The sequence below is a fragment of the Teichococcus deserti genome, from assembly GCF_001982615.1.
GTDB classification, from domain to species: domain Bacteria; phylum Pseudomonadota; class Alphaproteobacteria; order Acetobacterales; family Acetobacteraceae; genus Pseudoroseomonas; species Pseudoroseomonas deserti.
This window is the reverse complement of sequence record NZ_MLCO01000171.1, coordinates 1-19,652: the sequence shown is the minus strand read 5'-3', so window position 1 is coordinate 19,652 and position 19,652 is coordinate 1. Positions and strand designations below refer to the sequence as shown.

Annotated in this window: 21 protein-coding genes; 9 read left to right on the top strand and 12 right to left on the bottom strand. The window is 70.0% G+C overall.

All coding sequences use genetic code 11. The annotated features are described in order from the left end of the window. The 3 genes from BKE38_RS16810 to BKE38_RS16800 form a co-directional block, all read right to left on the bottom strand. Positions 1-475, bottom strand: a 475-nt coding sequence (locus tag BKE38_RS16810; protein WP_474104347.1) for a tetratricopeptide repeat protein, incomplete at its 3' end; no start/stop codon positions are given. Between the two features lie 60 nt (positions 476-535). Continuing rightward, the gene (locus tag BKE38_RS16805; protein ID WP_076958432.1) at positions 536-1,288 is read right to left on the bottom strand and encodes a tRNA1(Val) (adenine(37)-N6)-methyltransferase; all 753 of its coding nucleotides are present in this window, start codon (positions 1,286-1,288) and stop codon (positions 536-538) included. After that, complete coding sequence (locus BKE38_RS16800) at positions 1,285-1,497, bottom strand: putative signal transducing protein (RefSeq protein WP_076958431.1); 213 nt, start codon at positions 1,495-1,497, stop codon at positions 1,285-1,287. Before BKE38_RS16800 ends, BKE38_RS16805 begins: the two co-directional genes overlap by 4 nt. Positions 1,498-1,610: 113 nt before the next feature. Here BKE38_RS16800 and BKE38_RS16795 point away from each other — a divergent pair, with 113 nt between their 5' ends. The 3 genes from BKE38_RS16795 to BKE38_RS16785 all read left to right on the top strand — a co-directional run bounded on the left by BKE38_RS16795 (position 1,611) and on the right by BKE38_RS16785 (position 4,053). Continuing rightward, positions 1,611-2,684 (top strand): polyprenyl synthetase family protein, encoded by a 1,074-nt coding sequence (locus BKE38_RS16795; RefSeq protein ID WP_106409236.1) that lies wholly within the window; start codon positions 1,611-1,613, stop codon positions 2,682-2,684. Positions 2,685-2,836: 152 nt separating this feature from the next. Further along, positions 2,837-3,520, top strand: coding sequence for a GntR family transcriptional regulator (locus BKE38_RS16790; RefSeq protein ID WP_076958430.1), 684 nt, complete (start codon positions 2,837-2,839; stop codon positions 3,518-3,520). Between the two features lie 14 nt (positions 3,521-3,534). Next, positions 3,535-4,053: a cysteine dioxygenase family protein gene (locus tag BKE38_RS16785; RefSeq protein WP_076958429.1), complete on the top strand. Its 519-nt coding sequence runs from the start codon at positions 3,535-3,537 to the stop codon at positions 4,051-4,053. Positions 4,054-4,132: 79 nt separating this feature from the next. On the opposite strand, the gene bfr is transcribed toward BKE38_RS16785, so the two are convergent. The 4 genes from bfr to BKE38_RS16765 form a co-directional block, all read right to left on the bottom strand. After that, a complete protein-coding gene (gene bfr / locus BKE38_RS16780) occupies positions 4,133-4,624 on the bottom strand; it encodes a bacterioferritin (RefSeq protein ID WP_076958428.1) in 492 nt (163 codons plus the stop codon). A 100-nt stretch (positions 4,625-4,724) separates the two neighbouring features. Next, the gene (locus BKE38_RS16775) at positions 4,725-4,916 is read right to left on the bottom strand and encodes a (2Fe-2S)-binding protein (protein WP_076958427.1); all 192 of its coding nucleotides are present in this window, start codon (positions 4,914-4,916) and stop codon (positions 4,725-4,727) included. A gap of 60 nt (positions 4,917-4,976) precedes the next feature. Further along, positions 4,977-6,767 (bottom strand): DNA helicase RecQ, encoded by a 1,791-nt coding sequence (gene recQ, locus BKE38_RS16770; RefSeq protein ID WP_367595896.1) that lies wholly within the window; start codon positions 6,765-6,767, stop codon positions 4,977-4,979. A gap of 41 nt (positions 6,768-6,808) precedes the next feature. Continuing rightward, a complete protein-coding gene (locus BKE38_RS16765) occupies positions 6,809-7,207 on the bottom strand; it encodes an OmpA family protein (RefSeq protein ID WP_076958425.1) in 399 nt (132 codons plus the stop codon). Between the two features lie 149 nt (positions 7,208-7,356). Between BKE38_RS16765 and BKE38_RS16760 the strand changes: the two genes are divergently transcribed. From BKE38_RS16760 to BKE38_RS16740, 5 genes are all read left to right on the top strand, one after another. Continuing rightward, a complete protein-coding gene (locus BKE38_RS16760) occupies positions 7,357-8,328 on the top strand; it encodes a Gfo/Idh/MocA family protein (protein WP_076958424.1) in 972 nt (323 codons plus the stop codon). Between the two features lie 81 nt (positions 8,329-8,409). Next, entirely contained in the window at positions 8,410-9,828 is a 1,419-nt protein-coding gene (locus BKE38_RS16755) for a leucyl aminopeptidase family protein (RefSeq protein ID WP_106409235.1), read from the top strand. Positions 9,829-9,929: 101 nt separating this feature from the next. Further along, positions 9,930-10,331, top strand: coding sequence for a MarR family transcriptional regulator (locus BKE38_RS16750; RefSeq protein ID WP_076958422.1), 402 nt, complete (start codon positions 9,930-9,932; stop codon positions 10,329-10,331). Between the two features lie 249 nt (positions 10,332-10,580). Continuing rightward, the gene (locus BKE38_RS16745; protein ID WP_076958421.1) at positions 10,581-12,929 is read left to right on the top strand and encodes a xanthine dehydrogenase family protein molybdopterin-binding subunit; all 2,349 of its coding nucleotides are present in this window, start codon (positions 10,581-10,583) and stop codon (positions 12,927-12,929) included. A 20-nt stretch (positions 12,930-12,949) separates the two neighbouring features. Further along, positions 12,950-13,414: a GlcG/HbpS family heme-binding protein gene (locus BKE38_RS16740; RefSeq protein ID WP_076958420.1), complete on the top strand. Its 465-nt coding sequence runs from the start codon at positions 12,950-12,952 to the stop codon at positions 13,412-13,414. A gap of 52 nt (positions 13,415-13,466) precedes the next feature. Here BKE38_RS16740 and BKE38_RS16735 read toward each other — a convergent pair whose 3' ends face one another. From BKE38_RS16735 to BKE38_RS16725, 3 genes are all read right to left on the bottom strand, one after another. Then, the gene (locus BKE38_RS16735) at positions 13,467-14,429 is read right to left on the bottom strand and encodes a tripartite tricarboxylate transporter substrate binding protein (RefSeq protein WP_076958419.1); all 963 of its coding nucleotides are present in this window, start codon (positions 14,427-14,429) and stop codon (positions 13,467-13,469) included. Positions 14,430-14,460: 31 nt separating this feature from the next. Continuing rightward, positions 14,461-14,796, bottom strand: a complete 336-nt coding sequence (locus BKE38_RS16730) for an NIPSNAP family protein (RefSeq protein ID WP_076958418.1) — start codon at positions 14,794-14,796, stop codon at positions 14,461-14,463. Between the two features lie 89 nt (positions 14,797-14,885). After that, positions 14,886-16,121, bottom strand: a complete 1,236-nt coding sequence (locus BKE38_RS16725; protein ID WP_076958417.1) for an MFS transporter — start codon at positions 16,119-16,121, stop codon at positions 14,886-14,888. 132 nt (positions 16,122-16,253) lie between these two features. Here BKE38_RS16725 and BKE38_RS16720 point away from each other — a divergent pair, with 132 nt between their 5' ends. Further along, positions 16,254-16,832 carry a YqaA family protein gene (locus tag BKE38_RS16720; protein ID WP_076958416.1) on the top strand — a complete coding sequence of 193 codons (579 nt, stop codon included), beginning with the start codon at positions 16,254-16,256 and terminating at the stop codon, positions 16,830-16,832. Positions 16,833-16,836: 4 nt separating this feature from the next. Here BKE38_RS16720 and BKE38_RS16715 read toward each other — a convergent pair whose 3' ends face one another. Both BKE38_RS16715 and BKE38_RS16710 read right to left on the bottom strand, forming a co-directional pair. After that, complete coding sequence (locus BKE38_RS16715) at positions 16,837-17,304, bottom strand: peroxiredoxin (protein WP_076958415.1); 468 nt, start codon at positions 17,302-17,304, stop codon at positions 16,837-16,839. Further along, positions 17,301-19,652, bottom strand: a 2,352-nt coding sequence (locus BKE38_RS16710; RefSeq protein ID WP_076958414.1) for a bifunctional [glutamine synthetase] adenylyltransferase/[glutamine synthetase]-adenylyl-L-tyrosine phosphorylase, incomplete at its 5' end; no start/stop codon positions are given. The genes BKE38_RS16715 and BKE38_RS16710, both read right to left, overlap by 4 nt.

Here is a 19,652-nt window from a genome sequence, read left to right as displayed (position 1 = left end):
GGGCCGGGGTTGGTGCAGGCGCGGCGGGGGCACGGCTTTCCATGCTGGCCAGCAGATCGGGCAGCATCTGCCCGGCGGGCGGCTCGTCCAGCCAAGCGGCGGTGGCCGAGGCCTCGCGCCAGGCATCGGCATTGCCGGGGTCGAGCGCCACGGCGCGGGCATAGCGCTGCGCCGCTTCAGGCCGGTGACCGAGCATCTTATGGGCATGGCCGATCTGCAGCTGAAGATCGGCATCTTCCTGCGCCAACGCCTCGGCGGACAGGTAGCGGGCCAGCGCCTCGGCGATAAAGCCGGCTTCCTTCAGGCAATGGCCTTCCTGCACCATCAGCGGCCAAGCCTCGGGCCGCAGCGCCACCACCCGGCCATAGAGCCGGGCGGCTTCCTGCCAGGACGCCGCGTCGCGCCGCCGATCGGCGGCCGCCAGCAGCACGTCGGGATCGGCTTCGTCGAGGGCAGGGTCCAGATCGGCGCTCATGGCGTCACCTCGTAAAGCAGCGCCGGAAGCGGCGCAATCGCTGCACCGCGGCAGGCGCGATCAGCGCCAGGAAAGCGGCCGCGGTGCCTCGAGCAGGGCGGTGGCGGCGGTCGACCAGCCGTCGCCCTCGTGTAGCGCTAGGCCCGGCAGCAGCCGGTCCGGCCCGCGCCCGCCGCGCCGCCCCTGGATCAGCAGGCGCTTGGCCGCCTGGCCGGCACGGGGCCAGAGCGGGTGGAAGAAAACTTCGGCGCAGCGGGCAGCGCGCAGGCCCGCTGCGGCCTCGGCGGCGCGGCTGGCCGGCAGCACGAAGGTGAGGCTGCCGCGATGCGCCAGCGGCTTCGCCAGCGCCTTGGCCCAGTCGCCGAGCGACGGGCCTTTGCCGTGATGCGTGGCGCCGGCGCGCAGCGCCTCGGGCGGCGCGCTGCCATCGGGCCAGTAGGGCGGGTTGGCGAAAGCATGGTCCAGCTGCGGCAGGTCACGCAACAGGGCCGGGTCGGCGATATCGCCCTCGATCACCGTGACCTGGTGGGCGACACCGTTCATCGCCGCGTTCTCCCGCGCCAGCGCCGCCAGCGCCGGCTCGCGTTCTACCGCGAAGACCCGAAGATCCGGCTGCCGTGCCAGGACCGACAGGAACACAGGGCCGGCGCCACAGCCGCCTTCGAGCAGCACCTGCCCCGGCCGCACCGGGATCGCGGCCGCCAACAGCACCGCATCCAGCCCGGCGCGCAGCCCGCCGCGCGGCTGGCGCAGCCGCACCGCGCCACCCAGCAAGCCGTCCTCGGTGAAGCCCGCCTCGGCCGTGGCGGTCACGGCTCGAGCTGGCCGGCCTGGCGCAGCACGGCCAGGGCGCGGGCATGATCGTCGGTCGCGACGCCCAGCCGCCGCGGAAAGGCGCCGATGCCGCCATGCAGCGCGCTGACATGCGCGTCCAGCTGCAGGCTGGGAATGCCGGCATCGTTCAGCAGGGCGGCGAGGAAGGATAGGCGGATGGGGTCGGCGCTCTCGGCCACGATCCGCATCGGCGGCAAACTCCAGGCGATGATCAGGGGGGCACGGGCGAGGGAGGCGGCGCCTTGCTGCCCCGGACCCCGGTGGCTATGGTGCCCGCCCCAGCACAGAGGTCAATGGCCGCGTGAGCTTTCCCGCCGCGCCGACGCGCACCGCGCCCCAGGACGCGAACCAGAACACGACTTCCACCCCGGCCGAGGCGGTCGTCCGCCCGGATGCCGAGGATGCGCTGACCGCCCTGGTCGGCCTGGTCCGCGACGACCTGGAGGCCTGCAACCGCCTGATCATCGCGCGGATGCAGAGCCCGGTGCAACTGATCCCGCAGCTGGCGGCGCATCTGATCGCGGCCGGCGGCAAGCGCCTGCGCCCGCTGCTGACGCTGGCCGCGGCCCGGCTCTGCGGCTATCGCGGCGAGCGGCATGTGGGCCTCGCCGCCTGCGTCGAATTCATCCACACCGCCACGCTGCTGCATGACGACGTGGTCGACGAGAGCGACCTGCGCCGCGGCCAGGCCAGCGCCAATGCCGTCTTCGGCAACCAGGCCAGCGTGCTGGTCGGCGACTTTCTGTTCGCCCGCGCCTTCCAGCTGATGGTGGCCGACGGCTCGCTCGAGGTGCTGGACATCCTCTGCAGTGCCGCTGCCACCATTGCCGAGGGCGAGGTGCTGCAACTGGTCATCCAGAACGACACCACCTCAACCGAGGCGCAGTATCTGGACGTTATCGAGGGCAAAACCGCGGCCCTCTTTGCTGCCGCGACCCGGGTCGGCGCCGTGGTGGCCGAGCGCCCCAAGGCCGAAGCCGAGGCCCTGGACAGCTATGGCCGCAACCTGGGCATCGCTTTCCAGCTGGTCGACGACGCGCTGGACTATTCCGCGGCGCAGGAAAAGCTGGGCAAGACGGTCGGCGACGATTTCCGCGAGGGCAAGATCACGCTGCCGGTGCTGCTGGCTTTCGAACGCGGCGATGAGACCGAGAAAACCTTCTGGCGCCGGGTGCTGGAGGAGCGTGACCAGAAGGACGGCGACCTGGCCGAGGCGCTGATCCTGATGGGACGCCATCGCGCTATAGAGGACACCATTGTCCGTGCTCGCCACTATGGAGACCGGGCCATCGCCGCTCTGTCGGCCTTCGGGGCTTGCCCGGAGAAGGCGGCGCTGACCGGCGTGGTCGAGTTCTGCATCGCGCGGGCACGCTAACCTCGCTTTGAACTGACGGATCAAGAGGGCCGGGACGCAAGCTCCGGCCCTTTCTGCAGGGAGGCTGCCGGACGCAGGGCTTTTGCCTTGCGAGGCAGGCACAGCATGGCCTAATGGTTGTGACATGTCAGCGACATGGGAATCGCTCTATCATGTCCATTCTCACGCCGGTCGAGCCGGCCCCCTCGCTGACCGAGCAGGCGGTGGCCACACTGCGGCGGGAGATCCTGACCACCCGGCTGCTGCCCGGCGAGACACTGAGTGAGGCCTCGGCCGCGCAGTTGCTGGGGCTGGGCAAGGCTCCGGTGCGCGCCGCCCTGGCCCGGCTGGCTGAAGAAGGCCTGGTCCAGGCGGTGCCGCGGCGCGGCTGGATCGTCTCGCTGGTTACCATCCGCGACATCCATGAGGTCTTCGACCTACGGCTTATGCTGGAGCCCGAGGCCGCGCGCCGCGCCGCCGGCCGCGTCGACACGGCCGAGCTGCGCCGGCTCGATTCCGTCTGCGCCTGCGGCTATCGGCCGGAGGATGAGGAGAGCACCCATGCCTTCCTCGACGCCAACAAGGCCTTCCATGTCGCCGTCGCCGAGCTGTCGGGCAATGGCCGGCTGGCCCGCCAGGTCGACCGGTTGCTGGACGAGAGCACGCGCATGCTGGCGCTCGGCCTGCGCCGGCGCGACCGCACCGGCGAGATGGCGCATGAGCACCATGCCTTGATTGAGGCATTGGCGCTTGGCCGCGCCGAGGACGCCGGCAGCATCATGCGCCAGCAGGTCTCGGCCTCGCGCAGCATGGTGCTGGCGGCGCTGACAACCCCCGAATCCGCCATGGTCCTCTAACGGAGCGCCGCGCCATGTCCTTCATCGCACCGCGCGACGCACTGGCCGCCATGCTGGCCGATATCGCGACCGCCGCTGCCGGCGATCCGGTCGAACGCCCGGCCCTGGTCGCCGCCGCCATCGCTGCGCATCTGGCCAGCCCCGACCTGCTGGCCGGCAAAGCCTGTCCCTGCAACCCGGATCGGTATGTCCGCCACCTGCTGCATGCCGACCCTGCCGGCGGCTATGCGGTGGTCGCGCTGGCCTGGCGGCCAGGGCAGATGAGCCCGGTGCATGCGCATCGCACCTGGTGCGCACTCGGCGTCTATCGCGGCATGCTGACCGAGGGCTTCTACAAGGCCGATGCGGCGGGGCAGCCGGTGCAGACCGGCAGCGTGCTGCGGATGAGCGGCACCACCAGCCATGGCCCGGCCGATCCCGACCTGATCCATCGCCTGGCCAATATCGGCGGCTGCGACGCCATTTCGATCCATGTTTATGGCGTGGCCTTCGACCGGTTCGGCGAGGATGTGAACCTGGTCTACGCTCACTGAGCTGACGGCCCTTCCGCAGACATGAGAAAGGCCCGGGGGAGGGATCCCCCAGGCCTTTCCGCATCCGGCTTGCGGCCGCTTATTCCTTGCCCTGGTCCGGGGCGGCGTCGCTGTTCAGCGCAATGTACTTGGCGATGCCGATCTGCTTGATCAGATCGAACTGAGTGTCGACGAAGTCGGCATGCTTCTCCTCGTCGATCAGGATCCGCATCATCAGGTCGCGGGAGACGAAGTCCCGCACCGCCTCGCAATGGGCGATGCCGTCGCGCAGGTCATTGATCGCTTTGTCTTCCAGCTTTTGGTCGCAGCGCAGGACCTCTTCGACGCTCTCGCCGATCAGGATCTGGTTCAGGCGCTGGACGTTGGGCAGGCCGTTCAGGAAGAGGATGCGGTTGATGAGCTCGTCCGCATGCTTCATCTCCTCGATGGATTCGGCCATCTCGTGCTTGCCGAGCTTGGTCACGCCCCAGTTGTCCAGCATGCGGGCATGCAGGAAGTACTGGTTGATGGCGGTCAGCTCGTTGGTGAGCTGGGTGTTCAGGAATTCGATGACCTTGGGGTCACGCAGCATTGTCGGCACTCCGTCCCGATTTCTCGGAGCGGAAGTTGCCGCCATCGCCTTCTCAGGTCAAGCTATTGTTTTTGCTTGATAATGCTAGTGAGAGGCGGTCTCAGTTGCCAGCCGCGATTTCGCTCGGCGGCGCCGGCTGGTCGCGGATGATGGACAGCATGGTCCCGGTGCAGCAGCCGCACTGCGCGTTGCAGTTGCAGGCGGCATAGACCTCCTTCGGCCGGCTGGCCCCCGCGGCGATTGCGCCGCGGATCTGGGCATCGGTCAGTCCATTGCAGAGGCAGACATACATGCAGGGGCACCGGTCGAATGACGATGCCTGTTGATATCCATTCTCAATTCGATTTGCAAGTCATTCGCACTCTCGCAACACCCGCAGAACGGCGTCGCCGTAGCGCTCCAGCTTGGTTGCGCCGACGCCGGAGACCTTGCCCAGCGCATCCAGGTCGGCCGGCAGGACCGAGGCGATCTCAGCCAGGGTTCGATCCTGGAAGATGACATAGGAAGGAACGCCCTGGGCCGCCGCGGTCTTGCGTCGCCAGTCGCGCAGGGCGGCGAAGACCGGATCGGCCGAGGCATTGCCCAGCACGGGCAAGGCCGGCCGCGCCCGGCTGCGCCCCAGCGGGGTGAGGGGGGCGACCAGCTCCTCCCGCAGCATCACCTGCTGCTCCCCCTTCAGGATCGGGCGGGCGGCCTCGGTGGGCACCAGCTCGCCATGGTTCTCGACAACGACGTCCAGCGCCCCCTGCGCCACCAGCTGACGGGCGATGCCCTTCCAGGCCGATTCCGGCAGGTCGCGGCCGACGCCGAAGGTCGGCAGCTGGTCATGGCCGAACTGCGTGACCTTTGGCGTGGTCTTGCCCAGCAGCACATCGATGACATGGCCGGCGCCGAATCGCCGCCCGGTCCGCAGCACGGCGGAGAGAAGCTTTTGCGCCGGCACCGTGCCGTCGAACAGTTTCGGCGGATTGAGGCAGATGTCGCAGCGGCCGCAGGGCTCGGGCGCCGCCTCGCCGAAGCAGCGGAGCAGAATCTGGCGGCGGCAGGTGGAGGCCTCGGCAATCGAGACCATGGCGTCCAGCCGCTGCCGCTCGACCCGCTTCTGCTCGTCGCTGGCGCCGCTTTCCTGGATGCGGTGGCGGGCCAGCGCGATGTCGCCGGCGCCGTAGAGCAGCAGCGCCTCGGCCGGCAGCCCGTCGCGGCCGGCGCGGCCGATCTCCTGGTACCAGCTCTCCGGGCTCTTCGGCAGGTCGGTATGGGCGACATAGCGGACATCGGGCCGGTCGATGCCCATGCCGAAGGCGATGGTCGCGGCCATCACCACCGCGTCGCCACGGGCGAAGCGGCGATGCGCCTCGCGTTTTTCGGCCGGCTCCAGCCCGGCATGGAAGACCAGCGCATCCTGCCCGTCGGCGCGCAGCCATTCGGCGGTCTGCTCCGCCTTGCGCCGGGTGCCGCAATAGATCAGTCCAGCGCCGCTGCTGTCGCCGGCGCGCTTGATGAAACCGCGCAGCTGGGCGCGCTCCTGGTCACGGGCCAGGGCGCCGATCATGATGTTCGGCCGGTCGAAGCTGGCGCGGAACAGCGGGCTGTCCTCCAGCCCGAGCTGCCGCTGGATGTCCTGCACCGTGCGCGGATCGGCGGTCGCCGTCAGCGCCAGCCGTGGCACCGCCGGGAAGCGCTCGGCCAGCATCGGCAGGGCGCGGTATTCGGGCCGGAAGTGGTGGCCCCACTGGCTGACGCAATGCGCCTCGTCGATGGCGAAGAGCGCGATGCGCATCTCATCCAGCCGGGCGAGGGTGCCCTCGCTGGTCAGCCGCTCGGGCGAGACATAGAGCAGCTTCAGCTGCCCGGAATTCAGGTCGCGCCACACCGCCCGCGCCTCGTCGGGGTCGAGCTCGGAATGCAGCGCGGCAGCGGCGACATCCTGCTGCCGCAGCGCCGCCACCTGGTCTTCCATCAGCGCGATCAGCGGCGAGACGACGACGCCGAGCCCCGGCCGGCACAGCGCCGGCACCTGGAAGCAGAGGCTCTTGCCGCCGCCGGTCGGCATCAGCACCAGTCCGGAGCCGCCCGCGACGCTGTGGCGGATCACCTCCTCCTGCAGGCCGCGGAAGGCGGAATGACCGAAGACGCGGTGCAGGACCTCGAGAGGGTCCTGCTCCGACTGGGGATCTATAAAGGTTATGGTGCCACCTGTCCGATGCGGATCTCCACCCGCCGGCTCTCGAGCGGCATCATCTCGAAGGGCACGGGACCGCGCGGGGTGGTGCGGATGCGGGCGGGGGCGACGCCGGCCTGGCGCAGCGCCTCCGCGACATTCTCAGCCCGGGCGGCGGAAAGGGCGCGGTTGTAGGCGCGGCCGCCATCCGGGTCGGCGAAGCCCAGCACGGTGACGGGCGCCTCGGGCTGCGCCGCCGCCTGGCGGGCCACGTCGCCCACCACGCCCTGCGCCGAGGGATCCAGCTCGGCGCTGTCCTCGGTGAAGAAGACCACCGCAGCCGGCGCGGCCGCGGGGGTCGTCATGGCGCAGCCTGCCAGCAGCGGCAGGGCAGTCAGGCCCATCAGGAACACGCGGCGCATGCGCGTCGTCTCCAGTGCAAAGGGAATGCGGCATGGATGCGCGGTGCGGCCCGCCGCGTCAACCGGCCCGCCGCGATGCAGGTCTGGCCAGCGGGCGGCGCCGGGCCTAAAGCGCCCGCCGAATGAACCTGGTTCAGGGAGAGGGGCGGATGGCCCAGATCGCACTCGGCATCGTTGGCTTCGGCATCATGGGCGAAAGGCTGGTCGCCACCGCCTTTCCGCATCCCGAGGTGCGCCTTGCCGGCGTCTGGGATCCGCAGCCGGCGGTGGCCGGACGGCTGGCGACGCTGGCTCCGGGCGTGCCGCTGCTGGCCGATGCCGCCGCGGTCATCGAGGCCTGCGACGCTCTTTATGTGGCGGCGCCGCCGGCCGCGCATATTCCGCTGGCCCGCGCCGCCCTGGCCGCCGGCCGCGCCGTGCTGCTGGAGAAGCCGCTGGCCACCGACCTGGAGGAGGCCGCCCGCTTCGTCGCCGAGGCCGAGGCGGGTGGCGCCCGGGCCGGGGTGAATTTCCCGATGGCCTCCTCGCCGGCGGTCGCCCAGCTCGCCGCCTGGCGCGCGGCAGGTGCGGTCGGGGTGCCGCAGTCGCTGGTGATTCGCACCGATTTCGGCCGCTGGCCGCGCGGCTGGCAGCACGGCGCCTCCGGCTGGCTGGCCCGCCGCGCCGAGGGCGGCTTCACCCGCGAGGTGGTCTCGCATTTCCTGTTCCTGACCCGCCGCCAGCTGGGGCCGATTGAGCTGGTCTCCGCCTCGGTCACCTATCCCGGGGGCGATTTGGCCGAGATCGGCATTGAGGCCGAGCTGCGCGCCGGCGGCGTGCCGGTGACGCTGTCGGGCAGCGTCGGCCGCATCGCCGGGGATGAGGCCAATAGCTGGGTCTTGCGAGGCGAGGCTGGCAGCATCCGCCTGCGCAACTGGTCCTTCGCCGAGCGGCTGGAGGCTGACGGTGCTTGGCGCCCGGCCTCCGACGCCTTGCCGAACGAGGCGATGCGGCCCATGGTTCTCAAAGGCCAGATGCAGAAGCTGGCAGCGCTGACAGGCGGCGACACCGCGTCCGGCCTCGCAACCTTGCGCGAGGCGCTGGAGGTGCAACAAATTGTTGAAGCGATCCTGCGAAGCTAAATCTTCGCAGCGGCGTTGCTAGGCTGCGGGGGCGAATCCAAGTCCGGTCAATCGCCCCTCTGGCCCGATGAAAGCCGCTTGATGCTGCCTGTCGACACCGACCCTGCCACCCCCTCCCTGCCACTGCATTGCGTGGCGGCCGTGGACTTGCGTGGCTTCCTGCAGCAGCAGCCGCCCGAACAGTCCGCCTTCCTCGCTGCCAGCGGTTTTGCGGCCAAGGCCGGTGAGCTGCGCCTGCTGCCGGGGCCCGGCGGGCTGGCGGGCGCGGTGCTCGGTCTCGGGGCCACGAAGGAGGTCGAGGAGTCCCCCTGGCCCTATGGCGGCCTGGCCTTCGGTCTTCCGGAGGACAGCCGCTGGCACCTCGCCGATGCCGGGCGGCAGGCAGCCGGGGCGCTGGGCTGGTGCCTGGGCGCCTACCGCTTCAGCCGCTACCGCCAGCCGACGCGTCGCCCGGCGCGTCTGCAACTGAAAGGCGAGTCGCAGGCGGCCCTTTCTACCGCGAGCGCCGTCTGGCGGGTGCGTGACTTGATCAACACGCCGGCCGCAGATCTGGGACCGGAGCAGTTGGCCGAGGCGGTCGCCGCTCTGGGTCGGACGCATGGCGCAGAGATCGAGATCATCGAGGGCGCCGCGCTGGCCGACGGATTTCCCGCGATCGCCGCGGTCGGCCAGGGCAGCCACCGGACCCCGCGGGTCGCGCTGCTGCGCTGGGGACGGCAAGGCGACCCGCTGGTCGCGCTCTGCGGCAAGGGCGTGGTTTTCGACACCGGCGGCCTCGATCTGAAAAGCGCCGAAGGCATGCGCCGCATGAAGAAGGACATGGGCGGCGCAGCCATGCTGATTGGCCTGGCGGAGCTGATCATGACCCAGGGTCTGCCGGTCCAACTGCTGCTGGCGGTGGGCTGTGTCGAAAACGCTATTTCCCACCGCGCCTTCCGTCCATCGGACGTGATCCGCACGCGCGCTGGCATCGCCGTCGAGATTGGCAATACCGATGCGGAAGGCCGACTGGTACTGGCTGATCTGTTACGCTACGCCAGCGAACAGGAGCCTGCCTGGATGATCGACGCCGCGACCCTGACCGGCACGGCCCGTCAGGCCCTGGGCCCTGATCTTCCAGCACTTTTTGCCAGCGACGACATGCTGGCGAACAACTTGCTCGCAGCCGGCATCCAGGTTGCAGACCCGCTGTGGCGGATGCCGTTGCATGACGGTTACGCTTCGTGGCTCGACAGTTCGGTCGCGGATATTAACAACGTCGCCTCACGTCCAATGGCCGGAGCTGTCGTTGCTGCGCTGTTTTTGCGGAAGTTTGTTCCAGAGCATATTCGATGGGCTCACCTTGACCTGTATGCATGGAACGATTCCACACGTCCTGGCCGGCCAGAAGGCGGCGAAGCGCAAGCGATGCGGGCATTGCATGTCGGCCTAGAGAAACTGCTCTCTGGTGATAAAGGTCCCGCGGTCGTATCGAAACCCGCACCGCGTCATACCAAATAAGACAGCAATCTGCTCGCCGGCGTTGTAGCCAGCTTTCTTCTTCACCTTTCCGGCGGCCCTGAGCGTCGTCGGACCCGTTCTGCTAAGGGAATGCACCCCAAATGCCCGTTCACAACGCTCCCGATCAACTGATTGGCATCCTGCGGGACACGGTGGTCGCCTTGGTGCGGCGCGACGGGCACGACCTGTCGGCCCGTCAGCTGGGCGTGTTTCTGACCGTGTACATGAGCGAGGGTCCGCATACGGTGCGTGGGCTGGCGGCGGCGCTGAATGTGTCGAAGCCGGCCATCACTCGGGCGCTGGACCGCCTGGGCGAGCTCGACCTGGCGCGCCGCAAGACCGATCCGCAGGATCGCCGCAGCGTGCTGGTGCAGCGCACCGTCAAGGGCGCGACCTTCCTGCGCGAGATCCGCTCGATCATGGTCGAGGCCGACAGCGCCGTGCGCACCGTTGCCCCCTCGGTGCCCGCCAATACCGAGAGCGCGGCGCGCCGCGCCGGCTGACGGCCGGCGACCCTGTCGGCTTCGGCCAGGTGGTGGTGGCGAGTAATCTACAACCCGCGATGGCGGGCCTCCGGCAAGGCGGATCGGCAAGACGGCCCTCGTTTCGACGGCGGGCCGTTTTCCGTTTTTTGGAAGAAACGATATGGTATCCGAGGTCGCTGTCACCGCGGCAGGCCGCGGGGGTCGCCACATGCTGCGGATGCTTCTAGGCTGGCGGACGCGCTTTCCGCTGCTCCGGAGTGTCCCGCCATGCCCGATTCCCTGTCGCTCGACCCCACCCGCCTGAAATTCGGCATCGGCCAGCCTGTCCCCCGCAACGAGGACCCGATCCTGCTGCAGGGGCAGGGGCGCTACACCGACGACCTGCAGATGCCCGGCCAGCTCTGGTGCGTCATGATCCGCAGCCCCTATGCCCACGGCGTGCTGAACGGCATCGACACCAGCGCCGCGCTCGATGTGCCCGGGGTCGTCGCCGCCTATACGGGCAAGGATCTGGTCGAGGCGGGATACGGCACCTTCCGCTGCACCCTGCCGCTGCAGGGCCTGTCCAATATCGACCGGCCGGTGCTGGCGCTGGACAAGGTCCGCTTCGTCGGCGACCCGATCGCCTTCGTCGTCGCCGAGACCCGTGATGCCGCCCGTGACGGCGCCGAGGCCATCTTCCCCGATATCGACCCCCTGCCGGCGGTGACCGAGGCCTCGGCCGCCGCCGCCGCCGATGCGCCGCAGCTTTACGACCACCTGCCGGGCAATCAGGTGCTGGACTTCCGCTTCGGCGACGCGGCCAAGGTGGAGGCCGCCTTCGCCGGCGCCGCCCATGTCTCCCGCCTGTCGCTGCGCAACAACCGCATCGTCGTCTGCGCCATGGAGCCGCGCAGCGCCATCGGTGAATACGATGCGGAAAGCGGCCGCTACACACTCAACGTCGGCTGCCAGGGCGTTTTCGGCTTGCGCGCCTCGCTGGCCAACGACCTGCTGAAGGTACCGGTCGAGAAGGTGCATGTGCTGACCGGCCATGTCGGCGGCAGCTTCGGCATGAAGGCCTCGGTCTATCCCGAATATGTTTGTCTGCTGCATGCGGCGAAGGCGCTCGGGCGGCCGGTGAAATGGACCGACGAGCGGACCGGCAGCTTCCTCTCCGACATGCATGGCCGCGACCATGAGGTCAACGCGTCGCTGGCCCTCGATGCCGAGGGCCACTTCCTCGCCGTCCGCCTGACCAGCTTCGCCAATATGGGCGGCTACCTCGCCAATGTCGGGCCGCTGATGGGCACGATGAACTTCGTGCGCAACGTGCAGAGCAACTACACCACGCCGCTCATCGAGGTCGCCACCCGCTGCCTGGTGACCAACACCACGCCGATCGCCGCCTATCGTGGCGCCGGCCGCCCCGAGGGCAACTACTTCATGGAGCGGCTGATCGAGACGGCCGCCGCCGAGATGGGCATCGACCCGATCGAGCTGCGCCGCCGCAACCACATCCGCCCCGACCAGCTGCCCTATGCCGCCGCTTCCGGCACCAACTACGACAGCGGCGAATTCTCCACCCTGCTGGAACGCGCCATGCAGGAGGCCGACTGGGACGGCTACGCGGCGCGCAAGGCCGCCAGCGCTGCCCGTGGCCTGCTGCGCGGCCGCGGCGTCGGCAACTTCCTCGAATGCACCGCCCCCCCGGCCAAGGAGATGGGCGGCATCCGCTTCGAGGCCGATGGCGGCGTCACCATCATCACCGGCACCCTCGATTACGGGCAGGGCCACTGGACGCCCTTCGCCCAGGTGCTGCACCAGACGCTCGGCGTGCCCTTCGACCGCATCCGCCTGCTACAGGGCGATTCCGACCAGCTGATCGCCGGCGGCGGCACCGGCGGCTCCAAGTCGCTGATGGCCTCCGGCGCCGCCATCATCGAGGCCTCGGCCAAGGTGGTGGAGAAGGCCCGCGCCGCCGCTGCCTATCTGCTCGAGGCCGCCGAGGCCGATCTCGATTTCGAGCCGCATGCCGAGAGCGGCGCCCGCTTCCTCATCGCCGGCACCGACCGCAGCATCGGGCTGATGGAGCTCGCCGCCCGCCTGCGCCAGGCGACCGACCTGCCCGAGGGCGTGCCCGACAGCCTGGACGTCAGGCACATCTTCCAGGAAGCGCCGATGGCCTTCCCCAATGGCTGCCACATCACCGAGGTCGAGATCGACCCGGAGACCGGCACCGTCCATTTCGACCGCTACGTCACCGTCAACGACTTCGGCGTCATCGTGAATCCGCTGATGGTGCAGGGCCAGGCGCATGGCGGCATCGTCCAGGGCATCGGCCAGGCGCTGATGGAGCGTGTCTCCTACAGCGAGGACGGCCAGCTCCTCTCCGGCTCCTATTCCGACTACGCCCTGCCGCGCGCCTCCGACGTGCCGAGCTTCCACTTCGCCAGCCACGCCGTGCCGGCCAAGACCAACCCGCTCGGTGCCAAGGGCTGCGGCGAGGCCGGTTGCGCCGGCTCGCTGCCCGCGGTGATGAACGCCGTGGTCGATGCGCTCTCGGCCCGCGGCGTCACCCATGTCGACATGCCGGCGACGCCCGAGGTCATCTGGCGCGCCCTCAACCCCGCCTGAAACACGACAAGGAACCAGGAATGCCCAATCCGCCGATCGGCTTCGCCCCCGGGATCAGCCTCGCTATCGCCTCCCGCATCGGCGAGGTCGCCCTGGCCAAGGGCCGCGAGCTCGGCCTGGCGCCGCTGACCGTTGTGGTGCTCGACCAGGCTGCCCAGCCCAAGCTGCTGCTGCGCGAGGACGGCGCCAGCCTGCTGCGCCCTGAGATCGCAACCGGCAAGGCCTTCGGCGCCATGGCCCTGGGCTTCGGCGGGCGTGAGCTCGCCCGCCGCGCGGCCAAGATGCCGGGCTTCATGAACGCCTTCTCGGATCTTTGCGGTGGGCGCGCCGTGCCGGTGCCGGGCGGTGTCCTGGTGCGGGATGCGCAGGGGACGGTGCTCGGTGCGGTCGGCATCTCGGGAGATGCCTCGGACAAGGACGAAGTCTGCGCCGTCGCCGGGATCGAGGCGGTGGGGCTGGTCGCAGATACCGGCGACCCCGAGTAACAGGAAAAAGGCCGGGGGAAAGAATTCCCCCGGACCCCCATCTTTTTTCTGTCTATTGCCGGCCGAGGCCAAGCTCCTGCAGCAGGCGATGGTTGTCGCGGCTTTCAGCCTGGAAACGCTCCTGGAAAGCGCGGCCTGACAGGAAGGCCGGGACGCTGTTCAGGCGCTCCGCCGCCACGCGGAACCCGTCGCTCTTCACCGCCGTCTCGCAGGCCTGCTCCAGCACCTTGGCCGCCGCATCCGGCAGGCCCGCCGGCGCCACCAGGCCACCGGCCGAAGTGCCCAGCACCGGCAGGCCCAGTTCCTGCGTCGTCGGCACCTGCGGCAGGTTCGGCAGCCGGTTGGCGCCGAACACCGCCAGCACCGGCAGGCCGGTGGCGGCCGGGATCGACGGGCTCTCGACAAAGGCCATGATCTGCCCGCCCATCGCCGCCTGGCTCATCGGCCCGGCGCCGGTGAAGGGCACGTGCAGCCCGTCCGTCTTCGCCAGCCGCAGCAGCGCCGCCAGCAGGATATGCTGCGTGCTGCCCTGGCCCGGCGTGCCGAAGACCAGCGCCTCATGCCCGCTGCGTGCGGTCTTCAGCATCCCCGCCATGTCCTGGAACGGCGCGTTGCGCCCGCCTACCAGCACCTGCGGATTGTCATAGACCAGGCAGATGTAGCGGAAGCTGTCGACGCTATAGGTCAGCTGCTGCAGATGCGGCTGCGCGGTCAGCGGGTTGTTCGGCGACAGCCCGATCGTGTAGCCATCCGGCCGGGCGCGGGCCAGCTCGGCATCGCCGATCGCCCCCGCCGCGCCGCCGCGATTGACGATCACCACCGTCTGCGACAGTGCCTTTGACAATTCCGTCTGCAGCGCCCGCGCCATCAGGTCGGTGTTGCCGCCAGGCGGATAGGGCACGACCATCTGGATGGTGCGGCTCGGATAGGCCTCCTGCGCCGCGGCGCCGGCCGTCAGGCCGAGCGCAGCAACCAGCATGGCCAGGCAACGCCCGGCCTTCTCGATCCTGGACATTCTTGTTGTTTCCCCCCGATGCGCGGCTGGCTCAGCCGCCGGCGCGGACAGGGGGCGGCATGAAGCCCACCGGCAGCATCAGCCGGTTTTCCTGGAATTCGAGATAGCCGGCCTCGGCGCTCTTCTCGAGATAGGCGATCCAGTCCGGATCGGCCTGCATGGCGGCGCGCTTGGTGGCGCGGTCGGCCGCGTCGGCATAGGCCCAGATGTGGACATAGGTGTTCACGTTGCCGCTTTCCGTGGTCAGGAATGCGACCGGCTGGCCGAGATGCTTGGTTTGCGGCGCCTTGCCATAGGCTTCGTAGATCGCGAGGTGCTTCTTCAGCGTTCCCGGACGGCAGATATAGGTGCGATGGTCGAGCAGCATGCTTGGTCCTCCCTGACGGAGCCCAGCATGGGCGGCGCGGCGCCGCCCGGCAAGCCATCCCGGAGGCGGAATGGCTAGGCGGGACCGCCTCAGGCGACCGCCGGCACCGGCCGTGGGTCGCGGATCGGCAGGTGGATCAGCGCGGCGAAGACCGCTGCCAGGATGCCAATGAGCCACATCAGGTCATAGCTGCCGGTGCGGTCAAAGATGACGCCGCCCAGATAGGCGCCGGTGAAGCCGCCGACCTGGTGCCCCAGGAAGACCATGCCGAAGATCGTCGCCAGCCAGCGCGTGCCGAAGTTGCGGGCGCAGAGAGCGACCGTCGGCGGTACGGTAGACAGCCACAGCACCCCCATCACCGCCGAGAAGGCCAGCACTGTCGCCGTCGTCTTCGGCGCCATGAAGAACACCGCCATCAGCACGGCGCGCCCGCCATAGATCAGCACCAGCAGCTCCCGCCGCCGCCATTTCTGGGTGAGCTCGCCGGAGGCCAGGGAGCCCACCACGTTGAACAGCCCGATCAGGCTGATCGCGCCGGCGCCGACGAAGCTCGGCAGGTGGCAGCTGGCGACGAAGCCGGGCAGGTGGACCGACAGGAAGCTGACATGCAGCCCGCAGACGAAGAAGCCGAAGAACAGGCACCAGAAGGAGGTGCTGCGCAGCGCCCGCTTCACCGTGGCGCCGGCGCTCTCCTCGACCTGGCCGTGCTTCAGTGCCGGCGGTGCTGGCCGGTCCTGCAGCGGCAGCGCCAGCGGGATCATCAGCAGCGCGGCGCCCGCCATCAGGAACAGCGCACCCTGCCAGCCGAAGCCGGCGATGCCGAGGCCTGCCAGCGGCACGACGAGGAACTGCCCGAAAGAGGAGCCGGCGGTGCCGAGCCCCGTCGCCCGCCCGCGCTGGCTCTCCGGCAGCAGCCGGGTCATGCTGGCCATGATCACCGGCATGCCGGCCGCCGAGACGGCGACGCCCATCACCAGCCCGGCGAAGAAGGTGAACAGCGGCAGCCCGTCGGACAGCGCCATGCCCAGTGTGCCCAGCGCGTAGAGCGCGGCGCCGCCCATGATGACGACGCGCCCGCCCAGGCGGTCGGCGATCTGCCCGCAGATCGGCTGCGAAATGCCGTTGACCAGCACCTGCAGCGCGATGGCCAGCGCGAAGCCGCTGGCGCTCCAGCCGTTGGCCATGGTCATCGGCGCCAGGAACAGGCCGAAGGACTGTCGCAGCCCCATGGCCAGTGCCGCCGTCAGCACGGCGCCGACCACCAGGATCATCATCGGTGAGATGCGCTTGCCAGCTTCAGCGTGCGAGGGGGGCAGGCCAGTCATGCGGATTTCCTCCATCCGCAGCGGCGGCCCGCGCGGGGGTGGAGAATGCGGGACGTGCCAGCGCCCAGGCAAGCCTGGGCAGCGCATGGCGCGGGCCATTGTCCCCCCGTGGAAAGCATGAGAAGGGGGCGCATGCTCCGCGCCCTTTATGACCGCGTCCTCCGACTCGCCGCGCATCGCCATGCCGAGCGCTGGCTGGCCGCCGTCTCCTTCGCCGAGAGCAGCGTCTTTCCGATCCCGCCCGACGCCATGCTGCTGCCGATGTGCCTGGCGCGGCCGGAGCGCGCCTGGCGCTACGCCGCCATCTGCACCATCGCCTCGGTCATCGGCGGGCTGGTCGGCTACGGCATCGGCTACTTCCTGTTCGAGGCCCTGGCCCAGCCGATCCTGACCGCCTATGGCCATGCCCAGGCGCTGGACACCTTCCGCGCCTGGTTCGACCGCTGGGGCGCGGCGGTGATCCTGATCAAGGGGCTGACGCCGATCCCCTACAAGATCGTCACCATCGCCGCGGGCGCCGCCGCCTTCGACCCCTGGATCTTCCTGGTCGCCAGCATCGTCACGCGGGGCCTGCGCTTCTTCCTGCTGGCGGCGCTGCTGCAGCGCTACGGCTCTCCGGTGCGAGCCTTCGTCGAGAAGCGGCTGACGCTGCTGACGACGCTGGTCGCCCTCGGCATCGTCGCCGGCTTCGCGGCGCTGAAGCTGCTGTAGGGCCTCAGCCCAGCGCGGCCACGGCTTCCTTCACCGCTTTGGCGTGGCCCGCGACCTTCACCTTGCGCCAGATCCGGGCGACCCTGCCCTGCGAGTCGATCAGGAAGGTCGCCCGCTCCATGCCCATAGAGGTCTTGCCGTACATCGACTTCTCGACCCAGGTGCCATAGGCCTCGGCCGCCTGCTTCTCGGCATCCGAGGCCAACGGGAAGGTCAGATTGTGCTTCTTGGCGAATTTCTCGATCGGACCCAATGGGTCGGGCGAGACGCCGATGACCGTCACCCCCGTCGCGCCCAGCGCCGGCAGCGCTTCCTGGAAGTCGCAGGCCTCGGTGGTGCAGCCGGGGGTGTCGGCCTTCGGATAGAAATACAGCACGAAGGGCGCGCCCTTCAGCGATGCCAGCGAGACGCGGCCGCCGCCGCTGGTCGGCAGGTCGAAATCCGGCGCCGCGGCGCCCTCGGCAATGCTCATGCTGCTCCTCCGCTCAAGGGCCCGAGGCGGCGCTCGAAGATGCCGCGCACCTGGCTGGCCTGGTCACGCATCTGCTGGCGCAACGTGGTCACGTCAACCGCCGCCTGGCCAAGCAGCGGGGCGGTGGCGCGCAGCATGGCCGCGGCGGTGGCGGCGGGCAGCGCCTCCTGCCGCCAGGGGCCGAGCGTCAGCCGCAGCAGCCCCAGCATGGTCCGCCACAACCGGTCGGCGCCGATCAGCAGCTCGGCCTCCTCGGCGGGCAGCAGCCCGGCGCGGCCGAGCTTCCCCAGCGCCAGCCGGGTGGTCGGCGCCAGGATGGTCGGGTGGCGCTTCGCATGGGCCAGCTGCAGCGCCTGGGCGATGAACTCGACCTCGATCATGCCGCCGGGCATGGCCTTGATGTCCCAGGAACCGTCGGCCGGCAGCTCGCGCAGCATGCGGCCACGCATGGCCACCGCGTCGCTGATCGCGGCCTCGCCGGCATGGCTGACGATGGCGTTCTTCACGGCGCCGGCGATGCGGCGGCGCAGTCCCGGCGGGCCGGCGACGCAGCGCGCGCGGGTCAGCGCCATGCGCTCCCAGGTCCAGGCATCCTCGGCATGGTAGCGCAGGAAGGAGGAGAGCGAGGTGGCGACCGGCCCCTTGTTGCCGGTCGGCCGCAGCCGCATGTCGACCTCATAGAGCTTGCCCTCGGCGCCCGGCGCGGTGATGGCGGCGACCATCTGCTGCGCCAGCCGGCCATAATAGGTGCTGACCGGCAGGCTGCGCGGCCCGCCGGCGCTTTCGCCCACCTCCTCCGGATGGTCGTAGATCAGCACCAGGTCGAGGTCGGAGCCAGGCAGCATCTCCTGCCCGCCCAATTTGCCCAGCGCCACCACGGCGAGCGCGCCGCCCTTGACCTTGCCGAAACGGCCGACAAACTCGCTGGTCACATGCGGCAGGAGCGCGGCGATGGCGGCGTCGGCCAGGTCGCTGCGGGCGGCGCCGGCGGCATCGGCATCGATCACCGCCTCCAGCCCGGCGGCGTCGATCTCGAACTTGCCCTCGGTGACGAGGCGGCGGGCGCCGTCCAGCGCCTCCTCGAAGTGCCGCGCCTCCTTCAGCAGCGCGGGCAGCACCGCCGCGGCGCCGCCCGGGCCGCTGCCGGCCAGCAACCCTTCCAGCGAGGCGGGGTTGAGCGCGAGATGGTTGGCGAGGGCGGGGGCAGCCCCCAGAATGCCCGCGACCCGCTGCAGCAGCGCCGGGTTGCGCTGGAACAGGGAGAACATATGCACGCCGGCCGGCATCTGGGTCAGCACCGCATCGAAGCGCGCCAGCGCCGCGTCCGGCTCGCGCTGGCGTGCGAAGGCGGTCAGCAGCGCCGGCATCAGCAGGGTCAGCAACTCCCGCGCCCGCTCGCTGCGGGTGGCGCGCGGCCGGCCGTGCAGCCAGCCGCGCAGCATGGCCGAGATGCTGGGCGGGCTGGCGAAGCCCATTTGGCCCAGCGCTTCCAGCGTCTCCGGATCGTCTCGCGTGCCGGCGAAGCGCAGCCTCGGTCCGGCCTCCTCGCCTATCGGCAGGCCGAGTGCCGGCTCGCGCTCGAACATCTGCGCGTAATGCTGCTCGACCCGGTTCAGATGGCCGGTCAGGCGGGCGGCGAATTCCGCCGTGTCGGCGAAGCCCATGAAGCTGGCGATGCGGGCCAGGCCTTCCTCGTCCTCCGGCAGGCGCTGGGTCTGGCGGTCGGCCACCATCTGCAGCCGGTGCTCGACGTCGCGCAGGAAGACATAAGCGTCGGCGAGGTCGGCCGCTGCCCGCCGCTCGATGCGTCCCGCGCCGGCCAGCGCGGCCAGCGCGCCCAGCGTCGTCGGGTCGCGCAGCCCGGGATCGCGCCCGGCCCAGATCAGCTGCAGCACCTGGGTGGTGAACTCGATCTCGCGGATGCCGCCGCGGCCGAGCTTTACGTCGTGCCCGGCCACCTGCACCTGGGCATGCGCGCCGCGCCCGCCATGCGCTGCATGTATCTGCCGCTTGATGGCATGGATGTCGGCGATCATTGCGAAGTCAAGGTGGCGGCGCCAGACGAAGGGACGGATCTCGGTCAGGAAGCTGTCGCCCAGCGCGCGGTCGCCGCCGACCGGCCGCGCCTTGATCATCGCGGCCCTTTCCCAGTTCTGCCCCATCGACTCGTAGTAGGAGATGGCGGTGGGAATCCCGACCGCCAGCGGCGTCGCCGCGGGGTCGGGACGCAGCCGCAGGTCGGTGCGGAAGACATAGCCGCCGGCGGTGCGCTCCTCCATGAGCTTGACCAGGTCGCGCGCGATCCGGACATAGATGCTGCCCGCACGTTCCGCCTCGATGGCGGCGGC

What these genes read in the sequence shown, in the direction of transcription:
- BKE38_RS16790 (WP_076958430.1), top strand. Translation starts at nt 2,837, where the DNA reads ATGTCCATTCTCACGCCGGTCGAGCCGGCCCCCTCGCTGACCGAGCAG.
- BKE38_RS16800 (WP_076958431.1), bottom strand. Translation starts at nt 1,497, where the DNA reads ATGCGGATCGTGGCCGAGAGCGCCGACCCCATCCGCCTATCCTTCCTC.
- BKE38_RS16775 (WP_076958427.1), bottom strand. Translation starts at nt 4,916, where the DNA reads ATGTATGTCTGCCTCTGCAATGGACTGACCGATGCCCAGATCCGCGGC.
- BKE38_RS16740 (WP_076958420.1), top strand. Translation starts at nt 12,950, where the DNA reads ATGCCCAATCCGCCGATCGGCTTCGCCCCCGGGATCAGCCTCGCTATC.
- bfr (WP_076958428.1), bottom strand. Translation starts at nt 4,624, where the DNA reads ATGCTGCGTGACCCCAAGGTCATCGAATTCCTGAACACCCAGCTCACC.
- BKE38_RS16785 (WP_076958429.1), top strand. Translation starts at nt 3,535, where the DNA reads ATGTCCTTCATCGCACCGCGCGACGCACTGGCCGCCATGCTGGCCGAT.
- BKE38_RS16725 (WP_076958417.1), bottom strand. Translation starts at nt 16,121, where the DNA reads ATGACTGGCCTGCCCCCCTCGCACGCTGAAGCTGGCAAGCGCATCTCA.
- BKE38_RS16755 (WP_106409235.1), top strand. Translation starts at nt 8,410, where the DNA reads ATGCTGCCTGTCGACACCGACCCTGCCACCCCCTCCCTGCCACTGCAT.
- BKE38_RS16750 (WP_076958422.1), top strand. Translation starts at nt 9,930, where the DNA reads ATGCCCGTTCACAACGCTCCCGATCAACTGATTGGCATCCTGCGGGAC.
- BKE38_RS16760 (WP_076958424.1), top strand. Translation starts at nt 7,357, where the DNA reads ATGGCCCAGATCGCACTCGGCATCGTTGGCTTCGGCATCATGGGCGAA.
- BKE38_RS16730 (WP_076958418.1), bottom strand. Translation starts at nt 14,796, where the DNA reads ATGCTGCTCGACCATCGCACCTATATCTGCCGTCCGGGAACGCTGAAG.
- BKE38_RS16720 (WP_076958416.1), top strand. Translation starts at nt 16,254, where the DNA reads ATGCTCCGCGCCCTTTATGACCGCGTCCTCCGACTCGCCGCGCATCGC.
- BKE38_RS16765 (WP_076958425.1), bottom strand. Translation starts at nt 7,207, where the DNA reads ATGCGCCGCGTGTTCCTGATGGGCCTGACTGCCCTGCCGCTGCTGGCA.
- BKE38_RS16745 (WP_076958421.1), top strand. Translation starts at nt 10,581, where the DNA reads ATGCCCGATTCCCTGTCGCTCGACCCCACCCGCCTGAAATTCGGCATC.
- BKE38_RS16715 (WP_076958415.1), bottom strand. Translation starts at nt 17,304, where the DNA reads ATGAGCATTGCCGAGGGCGCCGCGGCGCCGGATTTCGACCTGCCGACC.
- BKE38_RS16735 (WP_076958419.1), bottom strand. Translation starts at nt 14,429, where the DNA reads ATGTCCAGGATCGAGAAGGCCGGGCGTTGCCTGGCCATGCTGGTTGCT.